9 protein-coding genes are annotated in these 15,040 nt (G+C 49.3%); 7 read left to right on the top strand and 2 right to left on the bottom strand.

Annotated elements, in window-relative coordinates:
• Window positions 1-24 precede the first annotated feature (24 nt).
• Together kdpF and NFI80_RS08305 are read right to left on the bottom strand one after the other, a co-directional pair.
• Window positions 25-102 carry a K(+)-transporting ATPase subunit F gene (gene kdpF, locus NFI80_RS25685; RefSeq protein ID WP_084439444.1) on the bottom strand — a complete coding sequence of 26 codons (78 nt, stop codon included), beginning with the start codon at window positions 100-102 and terminating at the stop codon, window positions 25-27.
• Window positions 103-406: 304 nt separating this feature from the next.
• Entirely contained in the window at window positions 407-1,756 is a 1,350-nt protein-coding gene (locus NFI80_RS08305) for a sigma-54-dependent transcriptional regulator (RefSeq protein WP_235163469.1), read from the bottom strand.
• Between the two features lie 138 nt (window positions 1,757-1,894).
• Between NFI80_RS08305 and NFI80_RS08310 the strand changes: the two genes are divergently transcribed.
• The 7 genes from NFI80_RS08310 to NFI80_RS08340 all read left to right on the top strand — a co-directional run bounded on the left by NFI80_RS08310 (window position 1,895) and on the right by NFI80_RS08340 (window position 15,033).
• On the top strand, window positions 1,895-2,533 hold the full coding sequence (locus tag NFI80_RS08310) for an ABC transporter ATP-binding protein (protein ID WP_233798730.1): 639 nt from the start codon (window positions 1,895-1,897) through the stop codon (window positions 2,531-2,533).
• Window positions 2,530-3,603 (top strand): hypothetical protein, encoded by a 1,074-nt coding sequence (locus NFI80_RS08315; RefSeq protein ID WP_235163468.1) that lies wholly within the window; start codon window positions 2,530-2,532, stop codon window positions 3,601-3,603. Before NFI80_RS08310 ends, NFI80_RS08315 begins: the two co-directional genes overlap by 4 nt.
• 190 nt (window positions 3,604-3,793) lie before the next feature.
• Window positions 3,794-6,949 carry a SusC/RagA family TonB-linked outer membrane protein gene (locus NFI80_RS08320; RefSeq protein WP_235163467.1) on the top strand — a complete coding sequence of 1,052 codons (3,156 nt, stop codon included), beginning with the start codon at window positions 3,794-3,796 and terminating at the stop codon, window positions 6,947-6,949.
• A 12-nt stretch (window positions 6,950-6,961) separates the two neighbouring features.
• Window positions 6,962-8,440 (top strand): SusD/RagB family nutrient-binding outer membrane lipoprotein, encoded by a 1,479-nt coding sequence (locus NFI80_RS08325; RefSeq protein WP_235163466.1) that lies wholly within the window; start codon window positions 6,962-6,964, stop codon window positions 8,438-8,440.
• A gap of 30 nt (window positions 8,441-8,470) precedes the next feature.
• Window positions 8,471-10,027, top strand: coding sequence for an alkaline phosphatase family protein (locus NFI80_RS08330; protein WP_235163465.1), 1,557 nt, complete (start codon window positions 8,471-8,473; stop codon window positions 10,025-10,027).
• 98 nt (window positions 10,028-10,125) lie between these two features.
• Window positions 10,126-11,520: an alkaline phosphatase gene (locus NFI80_RS08335; protein WP_235163464.1), complete on the top strand. Its 1,395-nt coding sequence runs from the start codon at window positions 10,126-10,128 to the stop codon at window positions 11,518-11,520.
• 153 nt (window positions 11,521-11,673) lie between these two features.
• Window positions 11,674-15,033 (top strand): SusC/RagA family TonB-linked outer membrane protein, encoded by a 3,360-nt coding sequence (locus NFI80_RS08340; RefSeq protein WP_235163463.1) that lies wholly within the window; start codon window positions 11,674-11,676, stop codon window positions 15,031-15,033.
• Window positions 15,034-15,040 lie beyond the last annotated feature (7 nt).

Here is a 15,040-nt window from a genome sequence, read left to right on the forward strand (position 1 = left end):
ATTTAAAAATTGATAGCGGGCCCGTTAAAATTTCTCTGGTTTGATGAGCACATAGCACATGTAGACAAACACACCGATGGATACAACAAGTAGTGCTGCCATGTCAGATCTTTTCAAAAAAGTGGACGGATTGGTAAAAAAGCGCGAAGCATAAACAGCCTGCGGCAACTAAGAGGATTGTAAGCATGATATGTAATGTTTAAGTGAATGCCTGTTCGCTGATGCCCGAAAAGAGCGATCATTGATACCAAACATTCCAAAGGCATACCAAACTTTTCATTGCGTATTTAAATAGCTATATATCAGCCATTTAATGCTTTTTGGGGGAATTTTTAATATTCTGGAACCTTATCATTTTGATAGGGCACCCTATCAAAAATATAGGGTGCCTTAGCAGTTGGGCCGGCTATTGACCGGAACTTTGAAGGCCGTACTCTTCGATTTTACGATACAGCGTTGCTATTCCTATTTCGAGCAAACGGGCCGTTTCTGCCTTGTTGCCTTTGCAGTAATTGAGTACTTTCTGAATGTGTAATTTTTCAATGCTTGCCATCGAAAAAGCGGAGAGCTGCTGACTCTTCAATGGCGCCGACTCCTGGACATTGGATGGCAGGCTGGCAATTTCCAGTTCACCGTCGCTGATGATCACTGCCCTTTCAACCACATTTTTCAGTTCTCGGATATTGCCATTCCATTCGTAGCTTTCCAGGTGTTTAAGAAAATCTTTCGAATAGCCCAGGTTCGGCTTATTGGACTGTTTGCAGAAATAATCAAGAAAAAAATCCAGCAGCAAAGGGATATCCTTTACCCGGTCCCTGAGTGGCGGCAGCTGGATCTGAAATACATTTAATCTGAAATAAAGGTCTGCCCTGAACCTGTGCTGCTCCGACTCGGTCTTCAAATCACGGTTGGTGGCGGCGATCAATCTGAAATTTGATTTAATTGTTTTAGTATCACCCAATTTAATGAACTCGTGCGTTTCTAGCACGCGCAATAATTTGGCCTGCAATTCAAGCGGCAGCTCCCCGATCTCATCCAGGAATAACGTCCCGTTATGGGCTTCTTCCAAAAGTCCGCGTTTGTCTTTTTGCGCGCCGGTAAATGCGCCTTGCTTGTAACCGAAAAGCTCGCTTTCGATCATGTCCCTTCCAAAAGCGCTGCAATTGAGTGCAACGAAGTTTTTATCGGCACGCGGGCTGTTGTAATGGATGGCTTGCGCGAACACTTCCTTTCCCGTTCCCGTCTCCCCGGTGAGCAGCACCGCCGTGTCGGTTGCGGCCACTTTTTTAGCCAGGCTGATCGCGTCATTGATGGGCTGCGACGTTCCTATGACTTTGTCAAATGAAAATTTATTGGAAACAATCGCTTCCAGCGTTTTCACTTTCTTTTTAAGCTGCGCCTTTTCAATTGCTTTGTCCAGCAGCGGCAGGATCTTGTCATTATCATCGCCTTTCACAATGTAATCCATCGCCCCGTTTTTCATGGCCTGAACTCCGTCGGCAATGTTGCCGTTGGCGGTCAGCAAAATAATCTCGGCCTGCGGGTTACGGCTTTTTAAAATGGGAACGAGTTCAACGCCATTGCCATCGGGCAGCCTTACGTCGCAGAGCACGGCATCAATCAAAGGGTTATCTATCTTCGCCAGCCCTGATTTACAATCGCCTGCTTCCAACACTTCAAAGCCTTCCGCCCGGATGATCCTGGCCAGCAGTGAACGGAGCTTTTCTTCATCATCAATAATCAGTACCGTCTTCACATTTGTCAATTTAATATTCTTTATTTCCAGCCGGATGCTCCGCTGATGATGGACTACAAAAGGATCCTTTCTTAATTTGCCTGCCCAAAACAACCATTTGAGCAATGCAAAGTTAGAATTCCTTAAATTTGTTTTACAATGGTTTTAGAAATCAGGCAGCTCAGGCAGCGTTATGGCGAGCGCGAAATTCTTTCGATCCCGTCATTTTCAATTGAAAAGGGAATTTATTGGATACAAGGTGAGAACGGCGCAGGAAAGTCAACGCTTTTCAGGACGCTGGCCGGTATGTTGCCGTTTGACGGAAGCATCATACTCGACGGCACTTACGATCAAAAAAAAGATCCCGTAGAATACCGACTCCGCCTGAATCTCGGTGAAGCAGAGCCGCTTTATCCTTCGTTTCTTACACCCGCAGACCTGATCGCTTTCGTTGCCGAAGCGCAGCGAGCTCCGCGGGGGCAAAGTGAAAAGCTCATTGAAGCATTCGGGATTAATTACCTGCAAAATCCATTCGGGAGCTGTTCCAGCGGGATGGCGAAAAAGGTGTCCTTACTGCTCGCATTTCTGGGAAACCCCGCCGTTATCATTCTCGACGAGCCGCTGATCACCATCGACCGGGAAGCACGGAAAGTGCTTTTTGAACTGATTAAGGAATATGATCGCAACGGCGTCACTTTCCTGCTGTCATCGCATCAGCTGTTCGAGCAGGAAGGCTTGCATGTTTCCCAAAGTTTTCGGTTAAAAGACAAAACACTCATCGCGACCACTGCATTATGAAAATGCTGCTGGTCTCCACGGTCTCAGTATTTTTCAGGCAACGCGCCGGAACGTTCCTGGTACTGTTAGGCTTGCTATTTGGCTTTTTAAGTGCCAATGAACACCACGCTTTCGCCGTTTTCTTCCTGACAGGCGGCATATACGGAATGCTTGCACTTTTTACGATCTGGCTCATTTATAGCCTGATATGCATTCAATTTTTGATCAGCACCTGGAAATTACCTGAGTACAAGTTCATTTATCACGTCCGCACGTGGCCTGCCTTCGTTCGCACTCGGAGGTTCACCATACAGGCTTTGGGCTTACTGCAACCCATTCTTTACTACGGTACTTACCTGCTCGTCATTGCCATTCAGGACAAGCTGACAACCCGACTTTGGCCGGTGATTCCATTTTACATTGTTCTGATAGTCATGCTGGTTATCGCGGCGGAGTGGCGCATCAGAAAGCCGGTTTTATATGTGCCGGTCAAAGGAAAGCAAATCATACAATGGCCTTTCCCAAGGCCTGCATCAGCGCTATACTGGTCCATGGAGTGGCTTTTGCGGGAGCGCAGCATCACCCTCCTGGTGGGAAAGCTGGGAGCAATGCTGGTAGCAGCGGGAACGATGCTTTATTACAGCTCTGGCGAATACGACATAAGAATGCCGGCTGTGGGCATGTCGCTTGCCTATCTGCTCAATCTGGGCATTTCGCTGGAATTGTATAAATGGGAAAGTGAAATCTGGCTTTGGGGAAGATCGTTGCCCGCTTCGCTCTCAAAACGCTGGGTCAGTATAGTCATTCCGCATTTGGTGCTGATCTTGCCGGAGACGATCGTCATGCTCCGCCACGGAGGCCTTGGCTTTTCAGCGGTGTTGCAGTTGTACATGCTGGGTGCTGCTATCGTCATCGTTTCGCATTTATATATTTACAAAAGATCCGGATTGCCTGAAAACGCATTCCAGGTGTTTCTCTTTGGATTTATAGCGCTTACCTTATTGGTTTTATACAAAATACCTCTCCTGCTGATCTACGCCTGCGGTTTGCTGTTCTCGCTCCTGGCTTTTCGCAAGTGGTGTAAAATGTGACGTTCTGCGATGCCGGGTTATACAGAGACATGATTTAAAAGTTTGGAAACGAGATCACCAGCCAACTTTTTCATAACAAATCCATAACCTGCGCTTAACAACCTGCTGCACCTGACAGAAATACCTTTGGGGTTTTAAAAAACGACCGGCGCAAACCCCGCTTCCGGCGCTCACTTAACCCCTATTACGAATGAAACAACATTTACTACACGCAATCTTTGCATTGCTGGTCGGCTGCGGCATGTCGCTGCAAACATCCGCACAGGCTGTAACCGTCACCGGTAAGGTAACCGCCGCTACGGGTGAAGCTCTTCCAGGTGTAAGCATTCTTATCAAAGGCAGCAATTCGGGAACGACAACTGATGGCAATGGTGCCTATACGCTCTCAGCGCCTTCGATCAGCGCCACCTTTATTTTTTCTGCCATTGGTTTTCTTTCGGAGGAACATACAATCGGCAACCGCAGCGTGCTGAACATTACATTGAAAGAGGACAACAAACTGCTTAATGAGGTGGTTGTTACGGCTTTGGGCATCAAACGTGAAGAAAAATCACTCGGTTTTGCCGCGCAGACTATCAATGAAAACGCAGTGAAAGATGCCAAATCCAACAATTGGGTCAATACATTGTCCGGAAAAGTGGCCGGGCTGAACATTCAGGGTGCAGGCGCGGGACCTATGGGCTCTGCACGCATAACATTGCGGGGAGAATCCTCGCTCAACCTGGACAACAACCAGGCTTTGATCGTTGTGGATGGTGTGCCGGTCAGCAGCCGCATTACAGGAACAGGCTTTAATTCGCACCTTTCTGCCGACAGTCCGGTGGATTACGGGTCGAGCTTGTCGGACATTAATCCCGATGATATCGAAAAAGTAACCGTGCTGAAAGGTCCGGGCGCTACGGCATTGTACGGAAGCCGCGCCGCGGGCGGGGCCATCATTATCACTACCAAGTCCGGCGTTCGTCAGGACAGGGGCATTGGGGTAACGGTGAATTCCAATTTCAGTTTTGAACAAATCAATCGCTATCCCGACTATCAGTTTGAATATGGAGAAGGAAGAAGCGGCGCTTATTTTTCCTATCTCGACAGCGAAGACGGCCCTAACACCGCAACCACAGTGGCAGCCGGCCGGGCCTGGGGCCCCAAGTTCAACGGCCAGATGTATTACCAGTATAACCCCGATGCACCGGACGGCCGCCCGACGGTCCGCACGCCGTGGGTTGCCAACAAAGACTACATTTCCGGATTTTTCCAGACAGGGACTACATTTTCAAACAGTATTTCTGTTGAAGGCGGTGGAGAAAACGGCTCTGCGCGCTTGTCTTTGACGCATTTGAAAAATAAATGGATTATCCCCAACACAGGCTTTGAGAGGATTAATGCGGCACTTTCTGTCAACCAGAAAGTTTCAAACAGGCTGAAAATTAACGGGAAGGCAAACTACACCAACAAGAAAAGCGGCAATCTGCCTATGGCCGGCTATAACAACCAGTCGCTCATGTATTTCCTGATCCTGGGAACGACGCCGAACATTAAGCCCGAATGGTTTAAGCCTTACTGGGAGCCAGGTTTGGAAAATGTGAAACAAAGAAGCCCGTTCAACCCTACGCCTGATAACCCTTACCTGGGCATGTATGAAATGCTGAACAAGATGAACAAACACGGGTTCATCGGCAATGTGTCCGCCAATTACGAGATCTCTCCAAAACTGGACCTTATGGTGCGCACGGGCCTGGATATGGCCTTTGAATTCCGTTCACAGCAGCGCCCGTTCAGCATGACGCGCTACCCGCGTGGCATGTATCGCGAGCAGAATGTATTTACCTACGAGTCCAATACGGACTTTTTATTAAATTATAAAGACAAAATAGCCAATCTTATCGACGTTACGGCTTCGGCGGGAGGCAACGCCATGCGGCAGTCGTACGACTTTGCCGGCATGTATGCCGACCAGCTTGCACAGCCCGGCATTTACCAGATTTCCAACAGCCTGGACCAGGCGGTGGCCGATCCTTTGAAAACCAAAAAAGCCATCAACAGCATTTACGCCGCGACACAGTTTTCGTGGGACGAAAAAGTCTTTTTGGACGTAACGGGCCGCAATGACTGGTCGAGCACATTGCCTTATGGCAACAACTCGTTCTTTTATCCTTCCGTGAGTTCCAGCTTTTTGCTGAATGAGCTTTTTGCATTGCCGCGTGCGATCTCGTTTGCCAAGTTCCGGGCTTCATGGGCACAGGTTGGAAATGATACACGTCCGTATCAGACGGCCCGCTATTACGACCGGATCTACGGAAACAGCTTTACCAATTCCAACACCCTTTTCAACGCTGACCTGAAACCTGAGATCACGGCCAGTTATGAGTTTGGCCTGGATATCCGCCTGCTTAAAAACCTGGTGGGCCTGGATGTGGCTTACTATAATAACAACAGCCGCAACCAGATTCTGGCTATTCCGTTGGACCCGGTTTCAGGATATAACAATGCATTGATCAATGCAGGGCTTATCAACAGCCGCGGCGTGGAGATCAAGCTGACGGGCAAACCAGTTACATCCCGGAATTTCAGCTGGAACACGACATTACTTTGGTCAAGAAACAGAAGTTATGTAAAAGAACTTGCATCGGGCATTACCAATCAGGTCATTTACGCGCATAACACCAATGTGAGCATTGAAGCGCGCGTGGGCGGTTTGATGGGCGATATGTATGGCCGCGGCTTTCAGCGCGCACCGGATGGCCAGATCATTTATTCTTCGGTAGGGCTTCCCGCCGCCCTGGACCCAACGGCCAAAAAATGGGGGAATGCATTTGCAGACTGGAAAGCGAGTTTTTCCAATGAATTTACGATCCGCAACGTGCGTGTAAGCCTGCTGCTCGACGGACAAATGGGCGGAGACATGTTCTCGCAAACTTCCCACAAAAACAATACACTAGGCAAAACAAAGGTCACATTACCGGGCCGCGAAGACGGGATCATTGGCCAGGGTGTGGTGAAGCAGCCGGACGGAAGTTTTACGCCTAACACCGTAAAAGTGCCCGCCAGCTCCTATTACGACAACTATTACCAGATCGCAAATGCCGAAACCAACATTTTCGACGCTTCTTTCCTGAAAATCCGCGAGCTAAGGGTTGAGTTTAATCTGCCGCAGGCACTTCTTTCTAAAATCGGCGTACGCCAGACCAGTCTGGCTGTTTTCGGGAGGGACCTTTTCAATTTTACCAAATTTCCCGGCTTCGACCCGGAGGGCGGAAACCTGAACAACGGCACCCTGACGCCGGGCGTAGAACTGGCCCAATTCCCTTCCACCCGGACCATGGGAATGAACCTTACCCTGAAATTCTAACCCAAAGAAATCATGTTTAAAAAAGCATATATTCCCTTTTTGCTAGTCCTAACGCTACTTGGATCCTGCACCAACAATTTCGAAGAGCTCAATACGGACCCCAACCGCCCCAAAGAAATAACCCCGGGCGTGATGCTGGGACAATTGCAATACCAGATCGTGAACAGCACGGTGAATGCCAGCCGCAATTTTACGCATGAGCTCATGCAGGTAGACGCGCCGCGGGCCAGTGCCGGCGGCGGAGGTTTGCACCGCTACATTGTAAATCCCGGAAGCGGCGTTTGGAACAACTTTTACACGTATCTGAATGATATTGAAGACATTTACCTGATCGCGGATCGTTTGAATGAAAATAATTACAAGGCCATTTCGCTGATTTACAAAAGCTGGGCCTATTCCATCCTGACCGATCTTTACGGGGACGTACCTTATTCGCAGGCCACCAAAGCCATTGAAGGCAATTTTAAGCCGACCTTTGATAAGCAAAAGGACATTTACATTCAGCTATTAAAGAACCTGGAAACGGCTAACACGCTGCTGGACGACACGAAAGCGCTTACTTATGGTGGTGACATGCTTTATAATACCAATGCATTGTCTGGTGGAAAAAATCCGGGGATCGTTAAATGGAAGAAGTTCTGCAACTCGCTCAGATTAAGGTTACTGCTCCGGATTTCCAAGCGTGAGGGCGAAGTGAATGTAAAGGAACAGCTTACTGCTATTCTTGCTGATCCGACTGCAAACCCTGTATTTACGGCCAATTCGGAGGAAGCTATTTTCCGCTATCCCGGCACATTTCCATTCTTCAATCCATTTTACAACGCCCGCCAGGTGGACTGGCGTGACGGGAATTATTATACCAAATTTTTCATGGATCGCATGAACGACCTCGCCGACCCGCGTCGGGCCGCATGGGCAACTCAGGTGAAATCCGGGAGTGACAATGTGTTTCGTGGCATTGAAAGCGGCTACCCTACCACATTGGAATATGCCGTGGGAAGCAATTCCAGTTATTCGGATGCATTGAAAACCTTGCCGCAGCTGGGCGTAATGATGACCTGGGCCGAAGTTGAATTCATCAAAGCCGAACTCGCATTGAAAGGTTTCAAAACCGGCTCCACGGCCAGACAGCATTATGAATCGGGCATTGCCGCCTCTATGGCGCAGTGGGGAGTGACCGTTCCGGCAGGTTTTGCTGACCAGCCGGGCATTGCCTTCAACGCAGCGGCCTCCGCAGAAAAGCAATTGGAGCAAATTATGCTGCAAAAGTATTATGCGTTCTTTTTTGTGGATTATCAATCGTGGTTCGAGAAACGAAGAACCGGATATCCTGTGCTGCCGCGTGGAGCGGGCATCCCGGCGGAAAACACATTCCCTTCGCGCGTCCCCTATCCTACTTATCTGCAATCGCTTAACCCCGAGGCCCTGGCCGGAGCCGTTGCTTCCATGGGTGGTGACGACAGCAACATTAAAGTGTGGTGGGATAAGTAGTTTTTCAAATCCGTTTATTTTCATTACTATATGATTTTCAGAAATATAACCACCGCCCGGGCAGTCCTGATCGTTTGGACTGCCTTCGCTGCCCCTATCGCGCAAGCACAAAATCCCGCCGCGGAAAAGTCTTTGGACGGCAAGAACAAAACGCTCATTGTGTTCTTCGATGGCCTTCGTCCGGACTACATTACGGAGGAGCAAATGCCCAATTTATATGCATTTAAACAAAAAGCTTCGTACGGAAAAAACCATCACAGCGTATTTCCGACGGTAACGCGGGTGAATTCATCGTCCTACGCAACAGGGTCCTATCCTGGCACGCACGGACTTCTCGGTAACGCCGTTTACTTTCCGAAAGTGAATCCTAACAAAGCGATCGGCACGACTTACCCGGATCTTATGAGAGCGCAGGATTCGGAGAATGGTCGTCTGCTAACGGCTGTTTCACTGGGTGAAGTGCTGGAAGCGGCTGGCGGCAAAATGATGGTTTTCAGCTCAGGAACCACAGGACAGGCATTTTTGCAAAACCATAAAGTCGGTAAGGGCGCGATTATCAATCAGGAATTGATACTGCCGGAATCGTTTAAGGCGCAGGTGATGGCCGGCATTGGCCCTATGCCGAAAGGAACCGGCGATGTTTTTATCAAACACAAATGGATCGCAGACGCATTGCTGCAATATGGCTTGAAAAATGACGGCCCGCTCGTGAGTGCAATCTGGTTCTCAGATCCCGATGGCGCTGCGCACCGTTATGGCATAGGCTCAGACCAGGCAGTGGCGGCGATCAAGTATGTGGACGCGCAGTTTGGCCGCATCCTGGATTCGCTGTCCAGCAGGGGATTAAAGGAAAAGTTCAATCTGCTGATCTCAACCGATCATGGTTTTGTGACCCACACCGGCAAGCAGGACATAACAGACCTTCTCATTGCGGAGGGTTTGAAAAAGGATAAAGAATCTGATGACGTGGTGATTGCAGAGGGCGCTATTTATGTAAAAAACCATGATAAAAACCAGATCGAAAAAATTGTAGCCTTAATGCATAAAACGGACTGGATCGGCGCGGTCTTTACCAAACCCAAAAAGAAAGGTGATATGGCCGGCTCGGTCAAGGGAACATTGTCCTTTGACGCGATTCACTACAATCACCCGACGCGTTCAGGCGATATCCTCGTGGCACCCAACTGGAACGACGATAAAAATGACAAAGGCTTTGCCGGAACCGACTTTTCGGGAGGCGTTGCCGGGCACGGCGGATCGAGCCCTTATGAGATCAACATTGCTTTTTTTGCTGATGGCCCGGACTTCAAAAATGCATTTACCAGCGAGCTCCCGACTTCAAACATTGACATAGCACCGACAGTGCTCGCCCTTTATGGTCTCAAAGCCCCGTCACAAATGGACGGCCGCGCATTATCGGAGTTTCTGCAAAACCAGAAAGCAGCTGACAACAATGCAAAAAAACAAGTGATAACAGCCGAGGCGAAGTATGATTGGGGCACTTACAAGTTACAGCTTGAAATGTCCGTATTAGGCAACTACAAGTATTTTGATTTTACAAAAACAGAAAGAAACAAGTCCAACTGATAACACTTTCTTCATATCCGGACCCACATCTTAACCTGACGATAATACGCGCTCGACTAGTTTTGCGGTAAGCTAAAACTGAATATACCGAGCCTCAAATGAACAGAAGGGACTTTTTTACAAACGGTTCTGCCGGGCTCCTTGCCGGGCACATGACGCTTTTTGGCGAGCGAAGCGACGCCAAAACATTTTCCAGGGGAAAGCAGGGTGCAAAGAATATCATTTTCATGGTCAGTGACGGCATGAGCACGGGGACGCTGAACATGGCGGACCTGTTACTCAACCGGAAAGACGGGCGCATGAGCAGCTGGATGAAGCTGTATGCCGAACAAACCGGTCGCCGGGCGTTCATGGAAACCTCTTCTTCCAATGCACTCGTTACCGATTCAGCGGCCGGAAGCTCGGCGTGGGGAGGCGGCAGAAAAGTCCCGAACGGAAACCTGAACGTGAATGCGGACGGGAGTTTTAACAAACCAATTTTACAAAAATTCAAAGAGGCAGGAAAATCGGTTGGCTGCGTAACATCGGTGACGATCACGCATGCCACCCCTGCCGGATTTTGCATCAATAATAAGTCTCGCGGTGATGAGTCGGAAATTGCAGATCAATATCTGGACCTGAAATTCGACGTGATGATGGGTGGCGGCGCGGAGTTTTTTTCTGCTGAAAAACGCAAGGATAAAACGGACCTTTTTGCGGCCTACGAAAAAGCCGGTTACACGGTAGCGCGCAGCCGCGATGCAATGCTTGGCCTCAACAATACACAAAAACCGATCATGGGTGTGTACTGCGAAGGTGCGCTTCCCTACTCGCTGGATACATTCCAGGATGAACGGCTGCAAAAAGCTGTTCCGACATTGGCCGAAATGACGCAAAAGACGCTTGATCTATTATCAAAAAACCCAAAGGGATTTGCGGTCCAGATCGAAGCAGGAAAAGTGGACTGGGCGGCACATTCCAATGATGCGGGCGGTTTGCTGTATGACCAGGTCGCGTTTGACCAGGCGGTCCAGGTAGCATTGGATTTTGCCTCAAAAGACAAAGAGACGCTTGTGATTATTACCACAGATCATGGCAATGCCAATCCGGGTCTTTTTGGCAGCGACAAGCAGTTTGATCTGCTGCAAAAGTTTAAGCATACCAACAACTGGATCCTGGGTGAGCTCGATAAAGTGCCCACCGCGGCGCAGCTCATCGAGCGAATCGAATTTGCACAGGGTTATGCCATCAAGCAATCCGAAGCCGAAAAAATCCTGGCGCGGTTCGGAAACAAAAATGAGTCGGGCCTGTACATTGCCAACAAACCGCTCTTCCGGGAGTTGGCTGGAATCCAGACACATTATACTGGAATAGGCTGGGCAGGAATGGATCATTCTGCGGATTACGTGGAACTGGCGATGTTCGGACCGGGAAGCGAAACCCTTAAACCTTTTGTCAAAAACACCGAGCTGCACCATTTTATGCTTGATATGACCGGAGTCGCCAGGGCTTAGGTTGTCTTGTAAAATTCACATTACCTTAACATTTATCGCCTCGTGGCTTAACACGGGAAAGTTACTTTTGCGCCCTTATGGGGCGCTTTTTTTGTTTCAAACAGCAAGAAACAAAAAGTGTCTTCTTGTTAAAATTAAATTTATAATCATTTTATGAAAAAACTACTTTTACCCATTGTCCATGTGGTAATTGCTGGTTCTCTGGTTTTCAGTGCATTCAGCCCCGCAGGGGCGGCCGGAGCAAAGCGCCATGACTCCAACATGGAAGCCGGGACCCAGGCCCCGAAAATCCGGGTGACTGGCCGTGTGCTTGACGACAACGGAGATCCTTTGCTGGGTGTTACGGTGATTGAAAAGGGAAACAGCAGCCGCGGTGCGGTTACGGATGTGAACGGAGAATTTGTAATCGAGGCCGCTGCGGGTGCTACCCTGGTGTTTTCGTTCGTCGGGTTCCTTGCGCATGAAGTGGTGATATCTGATGAAAAACCACTCAATATACAATTGAAGCAAGATGCAATGATGCTCGATGAGGTTGTGGCGGTGGGTTACCAGACGCTCAGAAAAAGCGATCTGACAGGTGCAGTTTCGAGTGTAAAAGCAAAAGAATTGAACCTGACTACGCCTACCATAGGCCAGGCTTTGGTCGGGAAAGTGGCTGGTGTGCAGATTTCGCAAGTGAGCGGTGCGCCCTACGTCGGCACTAAAATCCGTGTACGGGGCGTCGGCTCTATCAATGCGAGTTCAGATCCGCTTTATGTTGTTGATGGCTATCCTGCTGGTAATGATGTATTTATCAATCCCAATGACATTGAATCGATTGATATTCTGAAAGATGCTGCGTCCGCAGCCATTTACGGCTCGCGTGCAGCAGGCGGCGTTGTCCTGATCACAACGAAGCGCGGGAAGGAAGGCAAAGGGAAGCTGGAATATGACTACCAGTTCGGAGTGCATCAGCTGGCCAAGAAAGTGGATATGCTCAATTCGTCGGATTTCGCCCAATTGCTGATCGACGGTCGTAACAACACTTACCGTGACCTGATGGTGAGCGGAGGCAAGCAATGGAACGATGCGATGTTTTCGGACGACAATGCAACCCGGATCAAGAACCTGGGCGGCAGTGCAGGGTCGGTAAGTATCCCAAACGACATTTATGATTTTGCAAACCAGCGGGTGATCACACCTAAATATAACACCGACTGGCAGGATGAACTTTACCGCAATGCGCCGGTAAGCCGTCATAACATCAGTTTCAGCGGTGGGCAAAAAGGACTTCGCTATGCGCTTAGCGGCGGGCACCTTACCCAGCAAGGCGTTATCCTGAGCACCAAGCAGGAACGTACCAATTTCCGGGCGAACATCGATGCCGATGTCAACAAGAAGGTGAAAGTCGGCGCTAACCTGGCATTTACCTATAATACCAACCGCGAAGTGCAGGAAGGGCGCTTCAACCAGGGACCGATACTGGGCGCGCTGGTTTATATGCCGATTTTCAAAGCTTATAATGAAGACGGCTCTCTGGCCAAGAACGAGGCGGCGGCACTGAGCTCGGGGTTTGGTTTGCAATCCATTGAAAACCCGGTGGCACTAGCCACGGAAACGCACATTAATAGAACCGGTCAGCGTGGGACATACAATGGTTTTGCAACGTTTGAGATCGTCAAGGACCTGAATTTCAAGGTTAACCTGGGCTTGCAGACTTACAGCGAAAAATACGAATTCTACCGCCCCACCAGCCTCAGCGAGGGTGCCAACCCGCCGGGATCGCCACAGGCCATTGCGGCAGCAAATGCTGTGGCGCGCACGGTAAACTTCATGGATAAGCTTGCCGAATTTACCCTTAATTACAAAAAAGCATGGGGCAAGCACAGCTTCGACGGACTGGTAGGTTATACTGCGCAGCAGAACAACCGTGATGTGATTTCGGTTACAGCACGCGGATTCCAGAATGACCGGATCGAGGAGATTACCGGGAAAGGCGCAGATGCCATTTACTTTGGCCTCAACACGGGTAATCCCGAAGGCGATGGCACCGGTAAAACCGACTGGACGCTGCTCTCCTATCTGGCCCGCGCCGTTTACAATTTTGACAACAAATATTACCTGACGGCATCATTCCGCACCGACGGATCGTCGCGTTTCGGTCCTAATAACCGCTGGGGAAGCTTCCCATCTGTTTCGGCAGGCTGGAACATTTCGAATGAGCCGTTTTACAATGATCTGCTGGGCAAAGCCTCCACTATGAAATTGCGCGCAAGCTGGGGACTGAGCGGGAATAACAACATTGGTAACTATAACTTCCTGCAAACAATGGCCGCTCCGGGCGGCGTGGTTTTCGGGAACGGATCGGTGAATACTGCATTGTGGGCGGAGGGAATCAAGGACCAGGATCTGGGCTGGGAATCTACTTCGCAATACAATGTGGGGCTGGACCTGGGATTGTTTGAAGACAGGCTTTCCATCATTGCCAACTACTATCTGAGCCGCTCTTACAACCTGCTTTTCAACCAGCCGCTGTCAGCGATTTCGGGCTCGTCGACCATTCTGACAAACCTGAAAAACTCGAAAGTGCAGAACACCGGGTTTGATATCCAGGCCGACGCACGCGTGATTTCGAAACGTGATTTTAACCTGAACATCACCGGTAATTTTTCGGTAAACCGCAACAAGGTCCTTGATATGGGAGGTGCTAATACGATCCTGTCGACAGGCGCTGAGCGTTCCTATATAACGCATATTACACAGCAGGGACAACCCATCGGTATGTTTTATGGGTTCAAAGTAAAAGGCATGGTTCGCGAAGCGGATATGGAGAACCTGGAAGCGGATAATGCTGCTTACAATGCATCCACCCAAAAATTCCCAGCCGGTTATGTGTTGAAAGGCCCTGCGCGTTCAACGGCTTCTACAAACCCGCTGCGTCCGGGTGATCTTTATTTCGAAGATATCAATGGTGACGGGGTTGTGAATGATGCGGATAAGCAGGTGATCGGCACACCGCATCCGAAATTCACTTACGGATTTGCTATTTCGGCCAGCTACAAAAATTTCGATTTCAGCTCGTCGTTCAACGGGATCTACGGCAACCAGGTGCTGGACGGACAGGATTATTACATTTTCAATATGGAAGGTTCGGGTAACCAGTATTCTAAAGTACTGAACCGTTACCGTTCCGAAGCTCAGCCGGGGGATGGAAAAATTTATCGCGCTGCACGCGGAGGCACGCAAAGCAACAGCACGCGGTTATCGACATTCTACCTGCAGGATGGTTCTTTCCTGAGATGTACGAACCTGACATTGGCCTACAATTTCCCTCAGATTGCCCAGATCAGCAAAAATGCGATCAGTAACCTGCGGATTTACGTTGGAGTAGACAATGCATTTACCCTGACCAAATATCTCGGCTATAACCCGGAAGTTGATTACAACAATGGTTCGAACCTGACGCCGGGTGTCGATTATGGTAAATATCCACTTGCCCGCGCCTATAACATTGGTGCCCGTATCACATTTTAATTCAGCA

This window comes from Dyadobacter chenhuakuii (genome assembly GCF_023821985.2).
Classification (GTDB): Bacteria; Bacteroidota; Bacteroidia; order Cytophagales; family Spirosomataceae; genus Dyadobacter; species Dyadobacter chenhuakuii.